Source organism: Corynebacterium sp. HMSC05E07 (assembly GCF_001807225.1).
GTDB lineage: Bacteria > Actinomycetota > Actinomycetes > Mycobacteriales > Mycobacteriaceae > Corynebacterium > Corynebacterium singulare.
The window spans coordinates 179363-202723 of sequence record NZ_KV788209.1; the positions used below are offsets into that span (position 1 = coordinate 179363).

19 protein-coding genes are annotated in these 23361 nt (G+C 60.6%); 9 read left to right on the forward strand and 10 right to left on the reverse strand.

Annotated features, from left to right (window positions below; genetic code table 11):
* Window positions 1-86 precede the first annotated feature (86 nt).
* From HMPREF3149_RS03350 to HMPREF3149_RS03385, 8 genes are all read left to right on the forward strand, one after another.
* A complete protein-coding gene (locus HMPREF3149_RS03350; RefSeq protein ID WP_070536720.1) occupies window positions 87-2438 on the forward strand; it encodes a choice-of-anchor M domain-containing protein in 2352 nt (783 codons plus the stop codon).
* Between the two features lie 14 nt (window positions 2439-2452).
* Window positions 2453-3517: a choice-of-anchor M domain-containing protein gene (locus tag HMPREF3149_RS03355; RefSeq protein ID WP_246819929.1), complete on the forward strand. Its 1065-nt coding sequence runs from the start codon at window positions 2453-2455 to the stop codon at window positions 3515-3517.
* A complete protein-coding gene (locus tag HMPREF3149_RS03360; RefSeq protein ID WP_070536587.1) occupies window positions 3517-5004 on the forward strand; it encodes an anchored repeat ABC transporter, substrate-binding protein in 1488 nt (495 codons plus the stop codon). Before HMPREF3149_RS03355 ends, HMPREF3149_RS03360 begins: the two co-directional genes overlap by 1 nt.
* A gap of 20 nt (window positions 5005-5024) precedes the next feature.
* A complete protein-coding gene (locus HMPREF3149_RS03365) occupies window positions 5025-5942 on the forward strand; it encodes a choice-of-anchor M domain-containing protein (protein ID WP_070536589.1) in 918 nt (305 codons plus the stop codon).
* On the forward strand, window positions 5935-6663 hold the full coding sequence (locus HMPREF3149_RS03370) for an anchored repeat-type ABC transporter ATP-binding subunit (protein WP_070536591.1): 729 nt from the start codon (window positions 5935-5937) through the stop codon (window positions 6661-6663). The genes HMPREF3149_RS03365 and HMPREF3149_RS03370 overlap by 8 nt, the downstream gene beginning before the upstream one ends.
* Entirely contained in the window at window positions 6660-7547 is an 888-nt protein-coding gene (locus HMPREF3149_RS03375) for an anchored repeat-type ABC transporter permease subunit (protein WP_070536593.1), read from the forward strand. Before HMPREF3149_RS03370 ends, HMPREF3149_RS03375 begins: the two co-directional genes overlap by 4 nt.
* A complete protein-coding gene (locus HMPREF3149_RS03380; RefSeq protein WP_070536595.1) occupies window positions 7544-8872 on the forward strand; it encodes a choice-of-anchor M domain-containing protein in 1329 nt (442 codons plus the stop codon). Before HMPREF3149_RS03375 ends, HMPREF3149_RS03380 begins: the two co-directional genes overlap by 4 nt.
* 80 nt (window positions 8873-8952) lie before the next feature.
* Complete coding sequence (locus tag HMPREF3149_RS03385; protein WP_070536597.1) at window positions 8953-10056, forward strand: isochorismate synthase; 1104 nt, start codon at window positions 8953-8955, stop codon at window positions 10054-10056.
* Between the two features lie 2 nt (window positions 10057-10058).
* Here the strand turns inward: HMPREF3149_RS03385 and HMPREF3149_RS03390 are convergent, their stop codons facing one another.
* From HMPREF3149_RS03390 to HMPREF3149_RS03435, 10 genes are all read right to left on the reverse strand, one after another.
* A complete protein-coding gene (locus tag HMPREF3149_RS03390; RefSeq protein ID WP_210385398.1) occupies window positions 10059-10868 on the reverse strand; it encodes a fumarylacetoacetate hydrolase family protein in 810 nt (269 codons plus the stop codon).
* A gap of 90 nt (window positions 10869-10958) precedes the next feature.
* A complete protein-coding gene (locus HMPREF3149_RS03395; protein WP_070536601.1) occupies window positions 10959-11582 on the reverse strand; it encodes an exonuclease domain-containing protein in 624 nt (207 codons plus the stop codon).
* On the reverse strand, window positions 11583-13439 hold the full coding sequence (locus HMPREF3149_RS03400; protein ID WP_070536602.1) for a DUF294 nucleotidyltransferase-like domain-containing protein: 1857 nt from the start codon (window positions 13437-13439) through the stop codon (window positions 11583-11585).
* Between the two features lie 17 nt (window positions 13440-13456).
* Window positions 13457-14476 (reverse strand): 3-isopropylmalate dehydrogenase, encoded by a 1020-nt coding sequence (locus HMPREF3149_RS03405; protein WP_070536604.1) that lies wholly within the window; start codon window positions 14474-14476, stop codon window positions 13457-13459.
* Window positions 14477-14640: 164 nt separating this feature from the next.
* Window positions 14641-16227, reverse strand: coding sequence for a phosphoglycerate dehydrogenase (serA, locus tag HMPREF3149_RS03410; protein ID WP_070536606.1), 1587 nt, complete (start codon window positions 16225-16227; stop codon window positions 14641-14643).
* Between the two features lie 44 nt (window positions 16228-16271).
* On the reverse strand, window positions 16272-17171 hold the full coding sequence (locus HMPREF3149_RS03415) for a hypothetical protein (protein ID WP_246819930.1): 900 nt from the start codon (window positions 17169-17171) through the stop codon (window positions 16272-16274).
* Entirely contained in the window at window positions 17161-18954 is a 1794-nt protein-coding gene (locus HMPREF3149_RS03420; protein WP_070536608.1) for a GmrSD restriction endonuclease domain-containing protein, read from the reverse strand. The genes HMPREF3149_RS03415 and HMPREF3149_RS03420 overlap by 11 nt, the downstream gene beginning before the upstream one ends.
* 121 nt (window positions 18955-19075) lie before the next feature.
* Window positions 19076-20089 carry a ketol-acid reductoisomerase gene (ilvC, locus tag HMPREF3149_RS03425; protein ID WP_042530599.1) on the reverse strand — a complete coding sequence of 338 codons (1014 nt, stop codon included), beginning with the start codon at window positions 20087-20089 and terminating at the stop codon, window positions 19076-19078.
* A gap of 84 nt (window positions 20090-20173) precedes the next feature.
* Window positions 20174-20689, reverse strand: a complete 516-nt coding sequence (gene ilvN, locus HMPREF3149_RS03430; protein WP_042530597.1) for an acetolactate synthase small subunit — start codon at window positions 20687-20689, stop codon at window positions 20174-20176.
* Between the two features lie 5 nt (window positions 20690-20694).
* Window positions 20695-22515 carry an acetolactate synthase large subunit gene (locus HMPREF3149_RS03435; RefSeq protein ID WP_070536610.1) on the reverse strand — a complete coding sequence of 607 codons (1821 nt, stop codon included), beginning with the start codon at window positions 22513-22515 and terminating at the stop codon, window positions 20695-20697.
* A 312-nt stretch (window positions 22516-22827) separates the two neighbouring features.
* Between HMPREF3149_RS03435 and HMPREF3149_RS03440 the strand changes: the two genes are divergently transcribed.
* On the forward strand, window positions 22828-23361 hold the full coding sequence (locus tag HMPREF3149_RS03440) for a PH domain-containing protein (protein WP_070536612.1): 534 nt from the start codon (window positions 22828-22830) through the stop codon (window positions 23359-23361).

Genomic DNA, 23361 nt, shown 5'->3' on the forward strand with positions numbered 1-23361 from the left:
GGACTTTTCGGAACCCAATAAAGAGAATGGAAATCATTACCTATAGTGAGATTCTCCCCAAAACTCAAGAAAGGTCTCCCTATATCGTGGCACGATTCCGTCCCATAGCGCTGATTACCTGCGCCGCCCTCCTCGCCTCTCCTGCTACCGCAGTCGCTGGCCCAGACGATGGCAAGCACGTAGCTACCCAAACCCACATCGACTCCCCCAAGTCCTTCTGGGAGAACAACTCCCTCACCCTCAAATCGCACTCGGCGGATTCTGACCATGACCTCGAGGACACCGTGACATGGGTGGGTAAAGGCTGGGACCAGAACGGCGCTAATCAGTACCAGTTCACCGTTCCGGACGACCCTGCCCTCGCTTTTGCTGGCCAGGCAGGAAAAACCTATTACATGGCCCCTGCCAGCGTTAATGGCAGCCTGGATCCGGTGTGGATGGGCTTCGGTGCGGACACCGAGCTGCCTGTCGACGATTTCCGTGACAACATCGCCTCCCTTGACCTTCTGAGTGTCGACGGCCCTGGCGACGTCGACATGTTCGGCTACTACCCCGGCCCTGGCGGTCTTCAGCGTTTCTTCGGCACCACCGAGGGCGCTCCCCACTCAGCGTGGCTCACCAGCGGCACGCATACCCACAACTACACGGTCTTTTCCAAGCCAGGCCGTTACGAGCTCACCTACCGCACCACTGCCCGCAACAAGGACGGACAACTCATCGCCTCCGAACCGGTAACCACCTCCATTCAGGTCGGTGGTGAGCGTCCGCTGAAGGAAGCAACTCCCTCCCTCCATGAGCGCTTCGACAAGGCAGCCTCCGGCGATGCCTCCGCTAAGAACTACAAGCTCAGCATTGCCCCGAAAAAGAAGCAGGAAAAGGACGGTGACGAGAACCTGTCCTCGATCGACTTTTCTGGCGGCACCAACGGCACGCTCACGCTGCTTATCGACGGCTACTTCCTCACCGATCTCCCCGTCACAGATGGCACAGCACACTTCGACGAGTTCTTCGGCCCAGAAGACGCAACAATTCAAGCTGTCTATACCCCGCAGGACGGCTCCCCTCGGTGGATCTCGGAGGAACTCGCCTACTCCGAGGGTTCGCAGCTGACCACCACGTCGAAGACCTCCGCAGAGTCCTGGACGGAAACCTCCCACCCACGTGAGTTGTCCTCAGGTGAGGAGATCTCCATATCCGATCCGGGAATCACCGCCCGTGCAGTGCCGGAGGGCGACGATGCCACTCGCATCATCGTTGAGGCCGCGGACAAGAAACTCACTGGCTACGTCCACGGAGGCTTCTTCAACGGCGAGAGCACGTACGCCGATATCCCCTTCGATGGTGTCATGACGAACGGCCGCGCCGACTTTGTCGTCGGCGCCGATAAGAACTTCAACGGCAACCGCATCCGCCTCGATATCCTCCCGCACCCGACGGTCACCCACAATTCCGGGTCCATCACGTTGACCGATTCCTTCGCCTTCGGACAGAAGTATGAGGCACAGGGCGCATTAGACACAGCGTCGACCGCTCCAAGCACCGCACCTGGTGCTAACGAACCTCCACAGACCGAAGCTGGACCGCACACTGGCCTGTGCACGACGAAGAAGGTCCTGGATCACGGCCACGTTGACATCGCCGCGACCCGCGATGGCGATTCCTTCACCACTCGCCTCAAGGACGACACCGCTATTGTGGACAAGAAAACAGTCGAGCGTCCGCTCGATGACGTCGTCCTCGCCGTCCACGACAATGCCCTGCGAGCACGCCCCGACGTTCTCAAGGGCAAAGAATTTGATTACCTGGGCACGGACAAGTTCTATCTGTTGCCCCAAACCCAGGACCAGGGCATCATCTGGCCGGGCTATAACACCCAGTCCCTAAACTACGACGACTACAAGGACGGCACGGTCACCCTCACCATCAAGCCGACTGAGATGCCGGAAGGCGCGGCGTTTGGTCTGTTCACCACTGAGGGCTTGGGCAAGACCTTTACCCCACTGGTGAATTCTGCCGAGGGCGATTACTCCATCGAGACCACCTTCGCCTCGCATACCCACGCCAACTGGGCGTTCACCACACCGGGAATCTACAAGCTCGACGTCACCTACACCGCCACCACCAAGGACGGCAAGACCATCACCTCCGCTCCCCAGACGCTCACCGTGGCTGCCGGTGACGCCGCTCTTGCTGACTGTGTGAGCGCGAAGGGCGGGAAAGACGCACCCACGAGCCCTGACGCCACAGAAGCTCCAGAAAACTCCAGCAAGCCGGGTTCCTCGTCGAAGGACATCACGTCCTCCAAGCCCAAGCTCGAACGTCTGTGGGGGCTCGTTCTCCCCGTTGTCCTCGCCATTATCTTCCAGGGCTTCCTCAATTTCTTCAACGACCATCGCCAGCAGATTGAGGCACGACTCAACGGCCTCTTCGGCCGCTAGAAAGGAGTTGCACCGTGACCATCGTTTCGCATCGTGCTGCTAGGCCGGTGGCCGCACTGGGCGCACTGGCCCTCGTGCTCATGCACGGACCAATGACGCCAGCCCACGCAGAGGTTTTCGATACCGGACACGTCGACGCTTTTTATGTCACCGCGCCCGGCGGCGAGCTCAACTTATCCCTGAAGGAGGACATTACTGGCAGCGGCGTCATCCACTCCGGCGACGATGTCACCCTCAAAGTCGCTGAAGAGGCGTGGAATGACGCCACCGCAGGCATCGATGGCATCGGCGTTCCCACCTATTATCTTCCGCAGACCCAGGACAGCGCGCTGTTGTGGCCAGGTTGGGACACTCAGCCGGCGCAGTCTGCTGGCTACAAGGACGTTGATTTCGAGTTCGTGGAGGTCACCGGCCCGGGCGACATCTTCGTCTTCGAAACGGCCGGGTTCGGCGACATCCAGCCGGTCACCGAGGAAGGCGCCATGGACTTGGTGAGCGGGGATGTCATCAACCAGGCCTACCCTGCCCATCGCCATGTCAACTGGGCGTTCACGGATCCCGGCATGTACACCATGACCGTTCAGGCGGTCTCCAACGGCGATGTCAGCAACCAGGTCACCTATACCTGGAACGTCGGTGATGCGGACGCCGCGCCCCTCGAGTCGGACGAAGAAGCTGACTCCGAGGCTGTTGAACTCGCGCCGGATGGCAGCGATGACGCAGCGCTTGGCGATGCCCCTCGCTCGTCCGACTCCCACTCTTCTTCCCACTCTGACGCCGACGCCGCACCGGACGCGGCGGCCGGCCCAGCACCGGCAGCACAAGCCAAGGACTCTGCGAAGACCAAGGCCACCGCTGCCAACAAAGAGAAGAAGGAGGGCAAGGCGAGCAAGTACCGCACACCGTCCCGCGACGCCACGTCTAAGGCGGATACAGATAATGTCGATGCCGTGGCCGCATCCGGCTACTACGACAGCGGTCAGGGTCTCCTGCCGTGGGGCATCGGCATCCTCGGCCTCGGCATGCTCGTGCTGGGATTGGCCATCGCTCGTCTCGCCTTGCTCAAGGGCCGCGACTAATGCCGCCATCAGCTTTCCGGGCGGTACACTGCGCCGCGCTGCTCATTGTCGTTGCCACGTCGGCAGCTCTCACTGCCTGTACGAGCACAGCCGCAGGCGAGGACGGCAACGGTGCGAGCCTGAAGGTGGTAGCGACAACGCCGATCCTGGGGGACGTCGCCAAGCACGTGGCAGGCCCCAACGCCCAGGTGACAACACTCATTCCGGCAGGCAAGGACCCCCACACCTTCGAGCCGAGTCTGCGCACCGTGCGGGACATCGCCAACGCCGATGTGCTCCTGGCCAATGGCCTCCTGCTGGAGCCGCAGAACCTCATGAAATCACTGCGGGAATCCTCCGACGTTCCCGTGACGGAGGTCGCGGACGAAGCCTCGACGCGTGGTGCCACTCTCGTGCCGCTGGTGGAGAATGTGGCACTCGACGCCATCTGGCTGGGACTGCGTGTGCGCAACGCTCCGTCCGGTACGAACAGCGTGGACATGCGTCTGCAGTCCGCCGAAGGACCAGGTGACGTCGCCGCGTACGTTGTGTCCACCTTCGGCACCCCCGAACCGCTCTTCAACACCGCCGACGGCATTGATGACCGCGCGGATTCCACCACGCTTCCGGCCAATGCACATACACACGTGTCCTGGGCTTTCAGCAAACCCGGTATCTACCGCCTGACCTTCACAGCAACGAATGCAGGGCCGCAGGAGGTCACCGTCGCCGTCGGCGTCAACCCACCAGAGGGCATGCGCTCTCTGAGCGAGGGTCACGTCGACATCACCGCAGACATAGCCAACGGAACACTGGACCTTGAGGATCAAGGCGAGCGCTTTGACCCGACGACCACCGCATTGAGCATTCCAAACTCGACTCTGCAGGAAATCCCACCATCCCCGGCCTATCGTTTTCTCGGGCGCCCGGGGGATGAAACCTATCTGCTGCCCCAGGCAGTGCTGGGCAAGCATCTGCACGGTGAGGTCGATCCACACCTGTGGCACAACGCCAAAAACGTCATCACCTACGCCGAGGTCATCGCCGACCAGCTGGCCCTGGCGGATCCCTCCCACGGTGCCGACTACCGCGGGCGTGCCCACGACTACGCCTTGCAAGTGCGCGAGGCAGACTCCTTTGTCCGCGACCTCATTGAGGATATCCCCGAGGACAAACGGCATCTGGTCACTCCGCACCACGGCTACGCCTACTTGGAACAAGGTTATGGCATTGACATCGCCGGCTTCGTGACGCCGAACCCCGCCATCGAGCCTTCGCCTCGCGATGTCATCGCGCTACGACGCACGCTGGAGAATCTGCGGCTACCTGCCGTCTTCATCGAGCCAAACCAAGAAGCCAGCGCCGATGTCATCCGGGAGACCGCGCACTCCCTCGGTATCGCAGTGTGCCCCATTTACGGCGACACACTCGATGAATCTGTCCCTTCCTATCTAGACCTCATGCGGTTCAACGCGGAATCTCTACACCGCTGCCTTGCAGAAAACTAAGCACAAAAAGAAAGAAGCATATGACTCATCACACCACCTACCGCCACCGTCTGCCGCGCCTGACTACCACGCTTGCCTCCGTGATAACCGCAGCGGCCCTTGCGTGTGCTCCCTCGACTGCCTGGGCAGGAGACCTGGCACAGGTAGTCAGCGCCGACGAGGAAGTTGCCGCACCTGGTACTGAGGCCACCGTCGATCACGGGCACGTGGACCTCGGGCTCCAGGTCATCGATGGCCAAGCTCAGTTCCTGGCGCGCGATGACTCCGCCGAAAAGCCGGTGTGGCGTGAGCTAGATGACGTCGTTTTCACCGTTGGCGACAATGCCCAACTCACACTTCCGGACGATGAGGCCTTCTCTTTCGTGGGTGCCGACCCAGGTGACCACGTCTGGGTCGTCCCCCAGACTGAGCAGGCTGAGGTCCCGTGGCTAGGTTGGAATACGCAGGCCCCTTCCCTGGGTGACAACGTGGATCGCGGTCTCACCATGGAGTACGTGGGCCACCAGGGTCCCGGCGATTTTTCCCTCTTCCTCCAGAATGGTGGCTTCGAACCGCCGCAGCTGCTGTGGTCCACCGCAAACGACGCCACCGATGGTTTCTGGGTTGACCTCGGCACCCATACTCACGCCAACTGGGTCTTCACCGAACCGGGTATCCACCAGGTACGCGTGCGTATGACCGGTGACGGTAGTGGTGAAAGCGCCGGTTCCGAGGTTTCCGCAGAGGCCACACTGACGTTTGCCGTGGGTGAGGGAACCGACCTGAATGAAGCGCAAGCAACCGTGTGGGATGAAACTGCCGAATCCTCTGGTTCAGCATCCGGAGCCTCGCAGGCAGCCGTCCCAGTATGGGTATGGGCACTGGCGGGCCTCGGCGTCCTTGTGCTCGTCGCAGCGGTTGTCGCCGTCGTGCGCACGAAGGGCGGGCGACGTGGCTAATCCGCTCATCTCCGTCGAAGGCCTCAGCGTCACCCTAGCGGGGCGCCGCGTTATCGATACTGCGTCGCTGACCGTGCGCTCGGGCGAGTTCATTGGCTTGCTCGGCCCCAACGGCGCAGGCAAGACCACGCTTCTCCGGGCCATCCTCGGCCTTATTCCCTCCACTGGGACAATCGATGTCACCGCGTCCTTGGGCTATGTTCCGCAGCGTCACGACGTGGAGTGGGACTTCCCTATCAGCGTGTCCAAGGCGGTTCTGAGCGGGCGCACCGGACTCGTCGGGTGGCTGCGCCGTCCCGGACGCGCTGATCACGAGGCCGCCAATCGCGCGCTGAGCCTGACCAACTTGGAAGAATTCGCGCGCCGCCCCATCGCGCAGTTGTCGGGCGGTCAGCGCCAGCGCGTTCTCATTGCACGTGCCCTGGCCACCGAACCGGAGGTGCTGCTTCTCGACGAACCCTTTACCGGCCTCGACGCACCTAATACGGAGGAGCTTCTCTTCCTTTTCGATGAGCTCACTGCTCAGGGAACCAGCGTCGTAATGTCCACCCACAACCTCTCCGAAGCAGCTCACTCCTGCTCGCGTCTGGTGCTTTTTAATCGTGGCATCGTGGCCGATGGCCCGGCTGCAGAGCTGCGCTTGAACCCACAACCGTGGAGCGACACCTTCGGGGTATCCACCACGTCCCCGCTGCTGTCCGCAATTGGGGTGGCAGCATGATCGACATTTCACTCATTGAGTTCTTCCAGGACCTCACCAACCCGCACCTCGATTTTCTTGCCCGCGCCGTAGCTATTTCAGTCCTGGCGGCCATCGTGTGCGGCGTCGTGGGCTGCTACGTCGTTCTTCGCGGCATGGCCTTCATTGGTGATGCCGTCTCCCACGCTGTCTTCCCAGGCCTCGCCATTGCCTTCGTGCTCCAAGGTTCGGTTCTCTTAGGTGGCGCCGTGGCCGGCTGCACCGTGGCCTTACTCATCGCCTGCTTCTCGCAGCGCCGAACGGTGCGCGAGGATTCCGTCATCGGTATCTTTTTCGCCGCCTCGTTCGCGTTGGGAATGGTGATCATCTCTCGTGTTGAGGGCTACACCGCGTCGCTGACGAGCTTCCTTTTTGGCTCGCTCACCGGTGTTTCCCACACGGACCTCTACACCGCGCTCGTGGTCACCGTGCTCATTGTGGGGATCATCGTCCTCCTCGGCCCACAGCTGACAGCAACGTGCCTGGACAAGGAAACTGCCCGGGCAATGGGCCTTCCGGTCTTTGCCCTCGACATCGTGCTGTACCTGTGTGTTACGGGTGCGGTAGTGATCTCGGTGGGCACGGTGGGCAACATCCTCGTTCTCGCACTGCTCATCACCCCCGCAGCAACGGCGCGATTGCTGTGTGACTCCCTAGGAACCATGATGGCCGTCTCCGCCGCCATTGGTTCCTTGGGAAGTTTCTTCGGCATATACCTGGCATGGGCCATTGACCTTCCTGCCGGCGCCACCATCGTCCTGCTACTCACTGCCTGTTTCCTCTTGGCATGGATTGCCGCGCCAATTCTTCATTCCCGCCGATCCGCATCATCTACCCCGACAACTAAGGAGTCCTTGTCCGCATGAACCGCCTCATCCTCCGCCCGCTGTCCCTCACCGCTGCGGCAACCCTAGCCTTGTCTATCCCAACCACTGGCGCGTCTGCCCCACTGGCGTTGGCTGCAGACACCGCCAGCGATACTGCCTCCTGTGACGCCGACTCGCAGCATGCCTTTACCCGCGGCCACCAAGATTTAGCCCTGCTGGGCAACTCCGGTGACATGCGCTTCGTAGCACGCGACGACGAATCTGGAGATGACTACTCCTCCGGCGATTTTTACGTGGAGGTTGGTTCTAACGCGGCCTTCGACGATGCTGCCGGCGGAGATATCCCCTCGCACGGCTGGCAGATTCCTCAGACCCAAAACCCGGATATTCCCTGGCTAGGGTTCAATACGAGCTATATCGATGAAGACGCAGCACAGGATGCGACGCTGTCGATGACGCTGCACAGTGGCCCCGATGGTGGACGAGTTGTCGGTTTCCAGAACTCCCTCGGAGGTGCCCCCACCGTGCTCTTCGACTCAGAGGATCCCGATGTGGACTGGGATTATCCGGATCATTTCCACAGCCATACTGGAATCGTTTTCACCGAACCAGGGGCTTATGCCGTCACATTCACGTTCTCGCTCAACGATGGCTCAGAGCATTCCATCGATGTTCCCTTTCTCGTCGGTGGGGCCGATACCGGCGAACTCTGCCAGCTGGAATGGGGCTCCGGTTCTGGCAGCGCATCCGAGTCAGGAAGCGCAAAGAACCGTCCGCAGCAGTTAGCTAAAGACATCAATGACACGTCTAAGGCCATCGCCCAGCTAGATAAGACGATGGACAAGACGTTCAAGGAAGCGGACACCTTCCTCAACGGCGGAAAGCCCTCTGAGTCACGAGCACCACGACAGTCCCGGGACTCAACACGCACGAAGGAGTCCACACGAACCGAAAAGCCATCGGAACACCGTGAGCCGGCGGCCGACCACCCCCAACCGCAGCGCCAGGATGACCGGCAGAACTCTCATCGGCAGAACGCAGCGTCCCACAATGAGCGCACACCGAGAGATTCGACACAGCGTGAGGGGGCGGGGCGCAACGAAGCGAAGGGCTCCAAGGACTCCGCACGGGAACGCCAACGCTCAGCTGAACGCACGACCCGTTCGCGGAACGCCTCCGCGCAGGACGATTCCCACGGAACGGACACTCTAGCTAATGCCCAAAACATCGAGGCCACAAGCTATGGCGCGCCAATGGTGGGCTTTTGGGCGGGCTTCCTTGCCGGCATGGGAGCCTTGGCACTGTTGCTGGGAATTGGGCTCTTCATTGCGGTGCAGTTCTTCCGCCCACGCACGCGCGACTAGTTTCACACACCTGTCTTGTGAAGACCTAGAGGGCGATCTGGTTTTAGCAGGCACAGGCGAAGGAACTAGAGTTGTTCCTTATGTGTGATCACAGACCCTCCTCCGCCCCAGATTTTCTCCTGTCCCGTGCGACGGGGTCTGTGCGTACCCAAGGAACAGCAGCCACGTTTACCGAGGTTGACGCTGCTGTTGCTGCCTTGCGCAACGGCGAGGCAGACATGGTCGTAGGCGCGCTACCCTTCCACAAAGGCGAGGCCGCCGCACTCACTGTGCCGAAGAGCATCATCCGCGAGGACGGTCCGCTGGAGCCACACGCGTACTACCGCAGTGGTGCACTGGAGGCTCGCGTCATCGGTTTCGATCCGGAACCTGAGGAACACTTGCGGCGCATTGAAGCGGCAATCGCCACGATTGAGGCCTCCAAGCTGGACAAGGTAGTGCTTGCCCGAGCAGTCGATATCGAGTTCCTTAACCCTGTCGACCCACTACTCGTGGCAGCACGCCTGATCGATCTTTCCTCGCACCGCGATGGTTTTATCGCCGATCTGAGCCCAGCAGGACGACCAGGCGCGATGCTCGTGGGCTCCTCCCCGGAAGTACTCATCAAGAAGCAGGGCTCAACGGTCACAGCCTTCCCCCTCGCCGGCTCCGCGCCGCGCCACGCCGACAGGGCACGCGACATCGTGGCGGGGCAGGATCTCCACAACTCGGGCAAGGATCTACGCGAGCACGCTTTTGTGGTTGACCACATTCGCCGAATTTTGGCCCCGCTGTGTGAGAGCCTGGATGCTCCAACGTCGCCGGAACTGACCTCCACAAATGAAATGTGGCACCTAGGCACCCCGATTGCAGGAACACTCAAGAACCAAAACATCACGGCGCTCGAGCTCGCCGAGCTGGTCTACCCCACCCCGGCTATCTGCGGCACACCGACAGAAGCCGCACAAGCGCTCATTGAGACAGCCGAAACTGACCGCGGTTTCTATGCAGGTGCGGTGGGCTGGTGCGATAGCTCCGGCGATGGCGAATACATGGTGGCCATCCGCTGCGCAGAAGTGGCCGGCGATGGCTTGTCTGCGCGCGCATGGGCAGGCGGTGGCATCGTCGTGGATTCCGAGCCTGAGGCTGAGCTACAGGAGACCACGGCGAAGCTGCGCACCATTTTGCGCGCGCTTAATCTTTAAAGCTACGCGCGGGTAATCGGGTTGGTCAGGCTTCCCACTCCCGGGATTTCGATTTCGATGGTGTCACCCGGCACCATCGGGGCGGTGCCTGCCGGGGAGCCAGTAGTGATGACATCACCTGGAAGCAAGGTATAGGACTGAGAGATCTCCGCGATGATGCCGCCCATCTTCACGATCATCTGATCAGTGTTGGAATCCTGCTTTTGCTCACGTTGACCATCGTGGGTTAGGTACGCATTGATCTTTTGGTCATCCAGGTTGATGCAGTCAAGGTCGGTTTCAATCCACGGGCCCAGCGGGCAGAAGGTATCAATACCCTTGGCACGCGCCCACTGGCCATCCTTGAACTGCAGGTCGCGGGAGGACACGTCATTGCAGATGGTGTATCCGGCAACGTGGTCACGCCAGTTGTCCGGGTCAATATTTTTCGACACCTTGGAGATCACAACTGCAAGCTCGCCTTCAAACTCGACGTTGGTGGCAAACTCCGGAATCTTAATCGGTGCGCCCGGGCCGATAACAGCGGTGGAGGGCTTGATAAAAATGGTCGGCGGCAGGTGCTCTGCAGATTCTTTAAAGACCTCCGCGACGTGGTCAGCATAGTTACGGCCGAGGGCCACGACCTTGGTGGGCAAGGTAGGAGCCAGAAGGCGGACCTCCTTCAACGGCCACTCACGCCCGGTAGGCTCCGGCGGCGTGAATGGGGTGCCAGCGATTTCCTTGGCCACCAGCTGGTCCATCGGCGCATCAGCCGGGCCGTCGATGATGGCGAAACAGATTCCTTCGGTGTGAGCAATTCGTCCTAAACGCATAACGGACATACTACTCGCAAGGATCTTTCACACAGCAGCCAGGCTGTGTTGTGAATCCTGTTAAATCTTGCTCTCTATGGAGAAAAGTGATTACACAGCTACATCGCGCAGTGTCTCCGCGCGCGTGCCCCGCCGCTGCGCCAGATAAAGCTCGGCACAGGCAAGCGCATCGCTCAACGCATTGTGGTTGTTATATCGCGGAAGGCCATAACGCTCACGCACGCGCGCGAGCCGCAAATCCTCACCGCGCGGATAGGTTCCCATGCGCTCCATGTGGCGGCGCTCAAGGGCGAAAGTGTCGACCACCGTTAGGCGCGGTTTTTCCCCGAAAACGTGCTGCGAAGCCCTCTCAATGAACCCCACTTCCAGCTGTGCAAAGTGTGCGAGGAGCACGCGGCCGTGGAGTGCCGTGCGCAAAGCCGAAAGGGCCTCCTCCAGTTCGATGCCACTGTCTACCACTTCCTGGGTAAGCAGGTGGACGTGGGCATCCTCACCGACGCGGGCTCCGCGAACGACGCTGTAGCCAGCGCCTGAGAGATCAATCCGTGCACCGTTAATCGGCACCCAGCCAAGTGAGACGATGTTACCTGTCCGGGGATCAAGACTCGTCGTCTCCATATCCACAGCCAGTAGTTTCAGCTCATCCAGGCGCGTCGAGGCTGGCGGGGCACCCCAATCAGCGCGCCTCCCACGTCGCCCCAGGCTTCCCCACATCTAGATGCTCCTCACTGGATACTTGGTGGCTAGGGCATTCTGCATGGATTTAATGGCACGGAAAGCATCGCGCAGTCGCTCGCGCTCCAAGCGCCCAAGGCTCTTGGGGTCAATGTGATAATCCGGCTTAATTCCTTCACGGAGCTGGCGGGCCTGGTGTTGAAAGGAGAGGGCGCGGAGGAAGTCGAAGGCGTCGAGAAGCTCCTGTGCTCCCTGGCGGCTCACCGGGCCACCCGCGGCTTCCGTGAGGCGTTGACGAGTGTCCACCACGGCCGAACCAGAAGCCAAGGCGAAGAGGCGGCCCATCTGCACGATGCCGGCTGTCCCGCCCTTCTTGATGTCCAGGGTATTGGCATAGTCGCCATCGCGTTCCACGACGAGTCCGCGGAAGAAGGTCAGGGGCGGCTCACGCCTAGCGGCAAGACTGGCCAGATGTGCATGCAGGCGTGTGGCTCCCCTACCCATCTCCACCGCGGCGGTGTGCACCAGGCGGCCAAGTTCCTCACTTCCGTACAGCACTCGGAAGTCAAAGAAGATTTGGGCATTGAGCAAAGCTTCGGGCTGCGGATCCCGGATCCAGCGACGGAATGTCTCAACCCACTCCGAAGAGGTCATCCTCCACTCCGGTGTCATAGCCATCATCTCCCCAGGGCACAACACCTGCCCCGCCTCCGCCAGGCCCTCACACACGAATGTGCTGAGCTGTGCGAAATACTCACCATGGGCTGCAGCATCGTAGTCATCAGATAAAACAAGCGCATTATCTTGGTCCGAGGCCAAGGCCATTTCGCGGCGGCCTTGGGAACCGACGGCGACGAAGGAATAGTCCACCGGTGGCGGGCCTAGCTCATCCTCCGCCAACGTGCACAGCCTCCGAGCCACCGCATCTGCGGCCAAGGTCACCAGACTTGCTGCTTCCGCCGGTGTGGAGCCACGTTCCACGAAGCGCCCGGCCAACCGCGTTGCTTCGGTGAAGGCATCCGCCAGCTCCGCACGGCTGCCACGGCGCGATAGATCTGCCGCAAGGTAGACGGGATCGTTGTGCAGCAACCTTGTGACATCAGATTGGGTGACGATGCCGTGAAGGCGACCTTCATCAACCACCGGCAAGTGATGGATGCCGCGCTCAGCCATGTGGAGGAGGGCTTCCATGGCGGGGGCATCCGCGGACACAGTGACTGGGTCGGCAGTCATAATCTCTCCCACCGGCCGCGTGGTACTGAGCCCGACCGCCAGCACCCCGGAGCGCAAATCGCGGTCAGTCACGATGCCTTCTAGCTGGTTCTGTGCACGGGTAACCAGCAGCGAGGACACCCCACGCTGTGTCATAAGCTGGGCAGCATCCGCGATAGTGGTCGACGCCGCAGCGGTGAGCACATCGGTACGGGCTAGCTCGCCGAGAGGGGTACGCAAGACGTCGGTCGGAGCAGCGTCAGCAAGCTCACGGGCTGCCGCGCGCACCTGACGTGATTGCGCTGAGAAAAAACGGGCGAGATCAGGGTTGCGCGCAGCCAAGGCGCCAAACGCCTCGCGCGAGAGAGTGTAAACGAGGCTGTCCTCGACTGCCACCATCTCATACGCGGAGGTTGGCTCGCCCTGCAGCGTGGAATAACCAAAGGTCAGGCCAGCCTCGCGTCGATCGAGCAACACGCCGTCTTCACCGATAACATCTACGGCACCAGCGCGAATGATGTGGAGGAACTCGTTCGTCTCTCCTCGCTGCACGGGCGTGTCACCGCGGCGCAGGTACACAATGCTCAAGTTGGCGGGCAGCGTGGCGAGCTCTTCCTCCGGCAGGTGGGAAAAGGGCTCGTGCTGGGCGAGGAAGCTAGTGACCTCATCTAATTCGACGCTCATGCGCCAAGATTACAGGGCTACGAGTGCAGTGCGGAGGCGATTCGGTCACCAATCTCGGTCGTACGCACTGGGGCATCACCGCGCGAGGACACATCCGCAGCCACTGCTTCTTCCACGCGCGCCGCATTCTCCTCATCGCCGAGGTGGCGCAGCAGCATTGCCGCCGACAAAATAGCAGCTGTGGGGTCGGCACTACCCTGCCCAGCAATATCCGGGGCTGAACCATGAACAGGCTCGAACATGGACGGATTCTTACCAGAGGCATCGATATTGCCGGAGGCAGCTAGGCCAATGCCTCCGGTCACGGCGCCTGCGAGGTCAGTGAGGATATCGCCAAAGAGGTTATCGGTCACAATGACGTCATAGCGGGCTGGGTCAGTAACCATATAAATGGTCGCAGCATCGATGTGGTTGTAGTCCACAGTGACCTCGGGGTACTCGGCGGCAACCTCGTCGACGGTGCGCTGCCACAGCCCACCAGCATTGACCAACACGTTGGTTTTGTGGACAAGGGTGACGTGCTTGCGGCGTCCCATGGCGCGCTCAAAAGCATCGCGCACGACTCGTTCGACACCAAAGCGAGTGTTCTGCGAGACCTCGGAGGCAACCTCATGCTCGGTTCCCTCACGCAGCGTGCCGCCGTTGCCGCAGTAAAGTCCTTCGGTGCCCTCACGCACGACGACAAAATCTATCTGGCCTGGATTAGCCAGCGGCGAGGTCGATGTCGGGTACAACTTGGCGGGGCGCAGGTTAACGTGGTGGTCCAACGCGAAGCGCATCTTCAGCAACAATCCACGTTCTAGAATGCCCGGAGCAACCTCTCCTGGCGCGCCGATAGCACCAAGCAGGATGGCGTCGTGCTCGCGCAGGGAGGCCAGATCATTCTCGGTGAGCAATTCCCCATTGCGCAGGTAGCGACGGGCGCCGAGGTCGTAGTCTGTGACCTCAACGTCGTCGCGCACAGCGCGGAGCACTTTAAGAGCCTCTGCGGTTACCTCGGGTCCGATGCCGTCGCCGCCAATCACTGCCAGTTTCATATTGCGGGATTCCTTTCTCACATATTGGATAATTGTGAGAATACCACGTTCACCCCTCCCCGTAGGCCGAACCCAAGTATGCCCGCAAGAAAGCAGCGAAGCCGCTCGCGCTGGCGAAGGTTTCCCTTCACAGTGAGCACGAACGGCCTTGGTGCCTTGTTCCTTTAGGCGTCAAGATCAAGCTGGCGGCAGCTCGCACCCAGCGCAGCGTTGATTTCCTCAATGAGCTCCTCCGGAACCTCACGCTCAACACGCAGGATGAGGACAGCGTCATCAACTTCCTTACCCTGGGTGAGCGCAGCAGCCACGATGTTAATGCCGGCGGCACCCAGCTTGGTGCCTACGGTACCCAGTGCGCCTGGAGCGTCCTTGTAGGAGAAGAAGAGGTTACGGCCGGTTGCTCGCATATCCACGCCACGGCCGTTGATGCGAATAATCTTCTCCACACCATCGATACCGGTCAGCGCACCAGTCAGCTGAGATACCTCACCGTCCGAGCCAATAATCTTCACCACGACGGAGGAGCGGTGGCCCTTCGACTCCACCTCAGTCCTCACATCAACACTCACGCCGCGGCTTTCCGCAATCTGCATCGCGTTCACAAAAGTCACTGTCTCCGAGACCACACCGGAGAACAAACCACGGACAGCAGACAGGCCGAGTGCGGAGACATCCTCGGTGGACAGCTCACCACAGGCCTCAACCTCAACAGCCACCGGAGCCGAGTGAAGAAGGTTGCCAGCGACGAGACCGAGCTTGCGGGCAAGCTCCAACCAGCCGGCAACTTCCTCGCCCACCTTGCCGCCTTCTACGTTGACGGCATCCGCCACGAACTCACCGGCCAGAGCCTTGAGAACGGACGCAGCAACATCGGTACCGGCACGATCTTGGGCTTCAACAGTGGAAGCGCCCAGGTGCGGAGACACGGTGACCTGCGGAAGCTCGAAGAGCGGGGAATCCGTGCACGGCTCAGTAGCATAGACGTCAAAGCCGGCACCGCGGTGGTGGCCGGACTTAATGGACTCCGCAAGCGCCGCCTCATCGACAAGGCCACCGCGCGCAGCATTAATGATGATCTGCCCCTTCTTAGCCTTGGCCAGCAGCTCGGCATCGAACATTCCGGCAGTCTCCGGAGTCTTGGGCAGGTGAATGGTCACGAAATCGGAGCGGGACATGAGTTCTTCGAGGCCGACCAGCTCCACACCGAGTGCCGCCGCGCGAGCCGGGTTGGCGTAGGGATCGTGTGCGATAACCGTGGTCTCAAAAGCAAGGAGACGCTGCGCAAAGAGCTGACCGATGTGACCGAAGCCCACAATACCGATGGTTTTGCCGAAGATTTCCACGCCCTTGAAGGAGGAGCGCTTCCACTCACCCTGACGCAGAGACTGGTCTGCTGCCGGAACCTGGCGCGCGGTGGCCAACAGCAGGGCGATGGCCTGCTCACAGGCCGAGTGAATATTAGAGGTCGGGGCATTCACTACCATAACGCCGCGTTCGGTGGCCGCAGGGATGTCAACATTGTCCAAGCCCACGCCGGCGCGTCCCACGATCTTCAGCTTCTCGGCAGCAGACAAAACCTCAGCATCCACTGTTGTGGCAGAACGCACGAGGAGGGCGTCAGCTTCCGGAACTGCCGCGAGCAGCTCCTCACGATGAGGGCCATCCACCCAGCGAACCTCAACACTGTCCCCCAAAGCAGATACGGTGGATTCTGCAAGCTTATCGGCGATAAGTACGACCGGCTTCGACATAACTTCCTTCACTAGGCTAACGAGTTGATGCCGTGAAGTGTAGTTTATTCTTTCCAGCCCTGAGCTATTTTATGCGTGAATTCTGTCACTGAACCGAATTCCGGTCCGAGCGCCACGATCGGTCCCCTTTCTAGCCCCGCCGTCATCGCCGCTCCGACCTTTGTTGCCGACGGATCGGGATTCGGCATGACCATGACGGTACCACCGTAGGCATTAGCGTTGGCGACATTTGCCACAGGGCTATCCACGGTAGCGACGATCACCGGCGCCATCTGTGAGTCACGCCGGGCTTCTGCGGGGATGGCGGGCATCTTCTCCTTGGTGATGCGCTGGGGCAACGGCTCCCACGCTGCCTTAAGCTCAGTCTTCTCCGAAGAATTAAGGTGCGCCACGTTATCCACTATGCGGCTAGGATCCTTGACCACTTTAGAGGTGAAACGAAACGCCGTATACTCCCCTAATGCCTTGGTATTACCGGGATCATGGATAACCTCCCGCAAGCCATACTGGCTAGCCCAAGGGACATCACCGACCACCACAATCTGGTCCACGCCCAAGTCCGTGGCCAGCTCAGAAATCTGCCCGCGAATCGACTCATCATACGTCACCATAGGAATGCGCTGAGACACACTCAGCGAGGCTGCGCGCAAGGCCGCGGCGTCAGTATTCTCCGCAACAATGAGAGCATTGGTCTGATTGAAAAAGAGCCGGGCAGATTCCACCCCCGACGGGTCGTCGAGAACGGCGACTACGTGATCAAATTTGGGATCGATAAGTCGCAGACGGTTTTCCTCACTCGCGCGCTCGAGGTCAATTTCGGCATCGGGAACCGCAGTAATCTCTTGCGTCACAAGAGGCTCGCCGCGGCCCCAGGATGAACAGCCCGTTGCACCCACGGCAAGACCGCCCACCGCGAGCACTACCCATAAAGCGTTAGTGCGCAAAGGCCTGCGGGCCCTCCTCACCACCGGACAAGTTCGCTTCATCCACATCACGCACCACGGACTTGTTGAGTGCATATTCGACGATGCCCACGAAGCGTTCGCGGCGATCCGCAAAGAACTGATGCGCGGTCGTCGAAGTCAGCAATGACGGTTGAAGGTCGTGTGAGCCCAGTACCGCATCAAACTCGGCATCTTCCATGATCGACTTGGACTGCACGCGCGGCAAATAGCGTTCCGGAGAATGTCCATCAAGAACCACCTCTGTGCGTTTGCCCATGGGAGTGCGGTTGAGCACGGAATTCGCCAGCACCGGGCTCACACCGTGACGCTGGCACCACGAGAGCGGGAAAATGGGGAAGAATCCCGGCTTCAGTTCCTCGAACGTGCGGCGGTTGAAGGGCTGGCCAGTGCGCCAATCCTGAGCACCGCGGGCCATGAGCAGGGCATATAGGCCGTGCCACACGCCATCGTGTTCCCCGACCGACAACAGACGGGATTCACGGAAGGTAGCATCACGCACCGTCTTAGGTATCGCATCAGTCTCCCCTGCTACCCATGCGGTGACCTCATCGACGTCACGCGCGGCACGCAATTTCACCGCCGAGGAGCCATAGAGCTCACCAAACACGCCGCTCCAGAACCACTGGTTGAGTCGGTCCCTAGCATCCTGGCTGGCCAGAACGCCGCTGCTCTCGGCCAAGCGGGCAAGGATGACGGCAAGCGGAACAATCTGCTCGGAGTACGGAACTTGCTCAAGCGACAGGATGCAGCGCTCCGCCAAAAACTCTGCCACTTCCCGGAAGGTGCTAACGAGCGTTTCCGATGCCGCGCGGTAATCCGCAAGTGACAGCTGCAGAATGTCCTCGCGCTGGCCTCCGGCATTGCCCTTCTTCCCCGAGACCAATAGGGATACGGCAGAGAGGAATTCGTTGCGGCCAATACCATCCAGAGCAGGGAAAGAACGCAGTTGCTTCTCGACGTCCGCCCACTCCTCCGCCAAGTGGAAATCCGGATCCTCCGAGGCAAACACTGCGGTAAGCAGGTCAAAGACATCCATCTGAAGACCGGCAGAGTTGACCTGGGCGAAGATTGAGCCGATACCGGCGCGGGCCGTTTCGCGGGAAAGACGGATCATCGGCACGGCGTAGCCCGACAACGGCCGCAGAATGCGGTTGTTGAAGGCCGCGACGACATCGCGGTTTGTGCCGTTGTTCGCAGCGGCCAGCTCGAAGAGCATGCTGGTGCCTTCTTCGCTGAGCAGAGCCGAGACCGGGATGCAGCACGCGTTGATGGCAGCATCGCGATCTGACAGGGAGCCTTCAATTTCCGGGGCAAAATGGGAGCGCAGCTCGCCATGCCGGTTAACGGCGAACACGGCCTCATCTGGCATGATGTCTTCGCTCGTCGCTTTTCGCAGGTCCACGTAGAACTTGCGGGAGACCTTCTTGGAACGGAAATCCGTGGTGTCCACGCAGCCCTCGCCCCGGAAGCAGTGATAGAGAGAGGTGAGGCGCTGCTGACCGTCAAGGAGCAGCAGACCTGGATTTACCCCAGTGTCCGGCGCACCAGCCAGTACACGGGGACGGAAGCGCATGGTCTCGTTACGAGTGTCCAACGCGAGGAAGGCACCAAGCGGATAACCGCGCAGCACGGTCACGATGAGAGAGCGGATGCGGTCTTCATCCCAGGAGTATGCGCGCTGGAAATCCGGAAGCTGAATATCCCCGCGGTCGATGCGAGCGAAGAGGTCAGAGAGGTCATAGCTTGGCGTAGAAAAACCCATGGCTCCGAGCCTACTAGCAGATGTGGGAACGTGCCCGTTTAAGAGCGATGTGTGCTGCGTTACCAAACATGTGAAACTCCCTCCAGCCACGCCAGCTAGAGGGAGTCTTCAGGTTGATGACTTACGCAGTCGCATCCAGCGGGTTCTTAACCCAGCTCATGAGGTCTCGCAGCTGGGAACCAGTCTGCTCGATCGGGTGGTTGTTGACCTTCTCGCGCAGCTCCTCAAGTTCCTTGTTGCCGCCTTCAACGTTGGCCACCAGGCGCTTGACAAAGGTGCCGTCCTGAATGTCGGTGAGGACGTCCTTCATGCGCTCCTTGACGGACTCATCGATAACGCGCGGGCCGGAGAGGTAGCCACCGAACTCAGCGGTATCGGAGCAGGAGTAGTTCATGTTCTTGATGCCGCCTTCAACGATGAGGTCGACGATGAGCTTCAGCTCGTGGCACACCTCAAAGTAGGCCATTTCCGGCTCATAGCCGGCTTCGGTCAACACCTCGAAGCCATTCATGATGAGGTATTCCACGCCACCGCACAGGACGGCCTGCTCACCAAAGAGGTCGGTCTCGGTTTCATCCTTGAAGGTGGTCGGGATGACGCCGGCACGGGCACCGCCGATGGCGGCCGCGTAGGACAGGGTCAGCTCGCGGCCCTCACCTTTCGGGTCCTGCTCGGTGGCGATTAGACACGGAACGCCCTTGCCGTCGACGAACTGACGGCGAACCAGGTGGCCCGGCCCCTTGGGAGCGACCATGCCGATGGTGATGTTCTCAGCAGGTTTGATCAGGTCGAAGTGGATATTGAGGCCGTGACCGAAGAACAGGGCGTTGCCGTCCTCCAGGTTCGGCTCGATGTCCTCGGTGAAGATGGCTGCCTGGGAGGTATCAGGAGCCAGCAGCATGATGACGTCGGCCCACTTGGCAGCCTCAGCGTTGGTGAAGACCTGGAAACCGGCCTCCTCTGCCTTCTCGCGGGACTTGGAGCCTTCGCGCAGGCCGATGGCAACCTCAACGCCGGAGTCACGCAGGTTCATTGCGTGGGCGTGGCCCTGGGAGCCGTATCCGATAACGGCAACCTTACGACCTTGGATGATGCTCAGGTCGGCGTCGGATTCGTAGAGAGTTTCAATAGCCATGATGGGTGTTCCTTTGCTTGTATGGTAAATCGTTCTACTGAATTTGTATCACAGTTTGGGACGCTACGTCCACATTGTGAGATTTTATTTTGAAGGTGCCATCGCCTTCGGGCCACGAGCCAGCGCCACGTGACCAGACTGAACCAGTTCGCGGATGCCGAAGGGCTCGAGGACGTCGAGAAGCGCTCGCAGCTTGCCCGGTGTACCGGTAGCCTCAACGACCACGGACTCCGGCGCCACGTCCACAATGCGGGCGCGGAAGATGTTCACAGCGTCGACCACCTGCGGCCGGTTGGTGTTATCGGCCGCTACCTTGACCAACATGATGGCCCGCGCGATGGTGCTCTCCTCTTCGAGCTCCACCACCTTGAGCACAGGCACGATCTTGTTGAGCTGTTTGGTCACCTGCTCAGTGATCACCTCGGAAGCGTCGACCACGATAGTGAGGCGGTTAATGCCTTCGGTCTCAGTTTTGGCGGACACCAAGGAGATCAGGTTGTAGCCGCGGCGGGTAAACATGCCGGTCACGCGGGAAATGATGCCCTCAATATCCTCGACAAGTACGGACAGGGTGTGGCGAGTGATGTCGTCTTTAGCCATGGTTCTTAGGCCTCCTCGAGGGATTCGTGGATCTCGGCCGGTTCCTCGGCCGCGGACTCGTTGTCATCGAATAGCGGGCGCAGGCCCAGCGCGTACTGGATTTCCTCGTTCGAGGCGCCGCCGCCAATCATCGGCCACACCTGAGCGTCATGCCCCACAATGAAGTCAATAACCACCGGGCGGTCATTGATTTCCCGCGCGCGTTCGATGGCCGGGACAATCTCCTCCTCTGAGGTCACGCGAATAGACTCGCATCCCAGCGCCTCGCTGAGCTTCACAAAGTCCGGCACGTACTCATCATGCTCACGCAGCTTCGTATGGGAGTACTTGTTGTCATAGAAGAGCGTCTGCCATTGGCGCACCATGCCCAAGTTGCCATTGTTAATGACGGCCACCTTAATGGGGAATCCTTCCACCGCGGCCGTGGTGAGCTCCTGATTGGTCATCTGGAAGCATCCATCACCATCAATCGCCCACACCTCGCGCTCCGGCATGGCTGCCTTGGCGCCGAGCGCCGCGGGGACGGCGTAGCCCATCGTGCCGGCACCGCCCGAGTTGATCCAGCTACGCGGGTGCTCAAAGTCGAGGAATTGCGCCGACCACATCTGGTGCTGCCCCACACCAGCACAGTAGATTGCCTCAGGCCCGACAATGGCACTGAGCTTCTCAATGACATGTTGCGGATTGAGCAGGCCATCGGGAGTGGGCTCGAAACCACGCGGAAAGCGGCGCTGCATGTCGGTGAGGTAGTCCATCCACGCGCCAATGTTAGGCGCGGAGATCTCGGTGTCGTTCTCATAGGCCTTGGTCAGACGCAGAAGAACCTCGCGGGCATCACCCACAATCGGGATGGAGACCTCGCGAGTTTTACCCACCTCTGCCGGGTCAATATCGGCGTGGATAACCTCCGCATTCGGCGCGAAAGTAGAGGTATCACCAGTGACGCGGTCATCGAAACGCGCGCCGATCGCGATGATGAGGTCTGCGCGCTGCAGGGCAGCCACCGCCGGAACCGAACCGTGCATTCCCGGCATACCCATGTGTTGCGGGTGCGAATCCGGAAAGGATCCCAGGGCCATGAGAGTGGTGACCACGGGGATGCCGGTCAGCTCAGCAAACTCACGCAACTCGCGCGCTGCATTCGCCTTGATAACGCCACCGCCTATGTACAGCACCGGCTTCTCGGCGCGGGCAATGCGCTTGACCGCCTGAGTAATTTGGCGCGGGTGCGGGGTGGTGTTGGGCTTGTAGCCCGGCAGGTCCATCATCTCCGGACCGGTGTAGTCCATGTAGGCGTTTTGCACGTCCTTGGGAATATCCACGAGAACTGGGCCAGGGCGGCCGGTTGAAGCCAAGTGGAAAGCAGCGGAGATGGCGGCCGGAATGTCTGCGGCATCCGTGACGATGAAGTTGTGCTTAGTAATTGGCATCGTGATGCCGCGGATATCGGCCTCTTGGAAGGCATCGGTACCCAGTAGGGAGCTGCCCACCTGGCCGGTAATGGCTACAACGGGGACGGAGTCCAGGTTGGCGTCAGCAAGCGGCGTCACCAAGTTGGTCGCACCCGGCCCGGAGGTGGCAATCATGACGCCGACCTTGCCAGAGGCCTGCGCATAGCCCTCAGCGGCGTGGCCCGCGCCCTGCTCGTGGCGGGTGAGCACGTGGCGCAGCTTCGTCGATTCAAACAGTGCGTCATACAGCGGAAGCACGGCGCCGCCCGGAATGCCGAAGACGAGGTCAGTACCAAGATCTTCAAGGGTGCGGACGATGGCGTGTGCGCCCGTGATGCGCTCGGGCGCCTGGTGTGGCGGAGTGGAAGCTGTCACGGTGGGTGTGCTCCTTCTATGGGGTGGATATCGGAGAGACCATTTCTTACGACTAACGCCCCCGTCTGTCCTTCGTGGGTGTGAAGGTAGCGGGGGCGCGTGTAGGTCAACGTCACTGTGGACTCGTTACGGCTCGCGCCGCCCGGGTACTACGAGGTGAAGTCGAATAATGATCATGGAATAAACTGTACACTGATAGAAAAGCACACGCTGGCCTTTACCCCCATTTTTGGGATCTTTTTCTCATTTTGCGAGATTTCACAGGTGGGGCGGTTCGCCACGGCACCCCACAGTCAATTACGATGGCCCACTATGACTTCCTCACACCCGCAGAACGCATCCCTCCGCGCCGACCACTCCCCGGCCGAAACGTTCAAGCCCACCCGCGAACACCTCCTCGGAATTGGGCTCCTCGCCGCCATCGCGCTGCTCAGCATCGGCTGGGCGCCGAAGTACCTCTTCTGGATCCTCATCTTCCCAGCACTGGGCATCTGGTGGGTCCTTCGTTCCCGCACCACCGTGGACGCCGCAGGCATCCACACCACCTACGGTTTCCGCGGCCCGAAGGACATTGCGTGGAACGACTTTAAAGGAATTGGCTTCCAGCGCTCCCGCGCTTTTGCCCGCACCGCAGGCGGCGACAACGTCAACCTCCCTGGCGTGACATTCAACTCCCTTCCCCGTCTGGCTAAATCCTCACAGGGACGCATCCCCGATGCACTCACCGCTGGACGCGACGCCGCCGATGACAAGGTGGTCATTGTCCACCGCGACGGCCAGCAAGTCCTCCTCTCCAAGGAGGAATACGCCGCATACCTCGATAAACACCCCGAACTGAAGGACTAA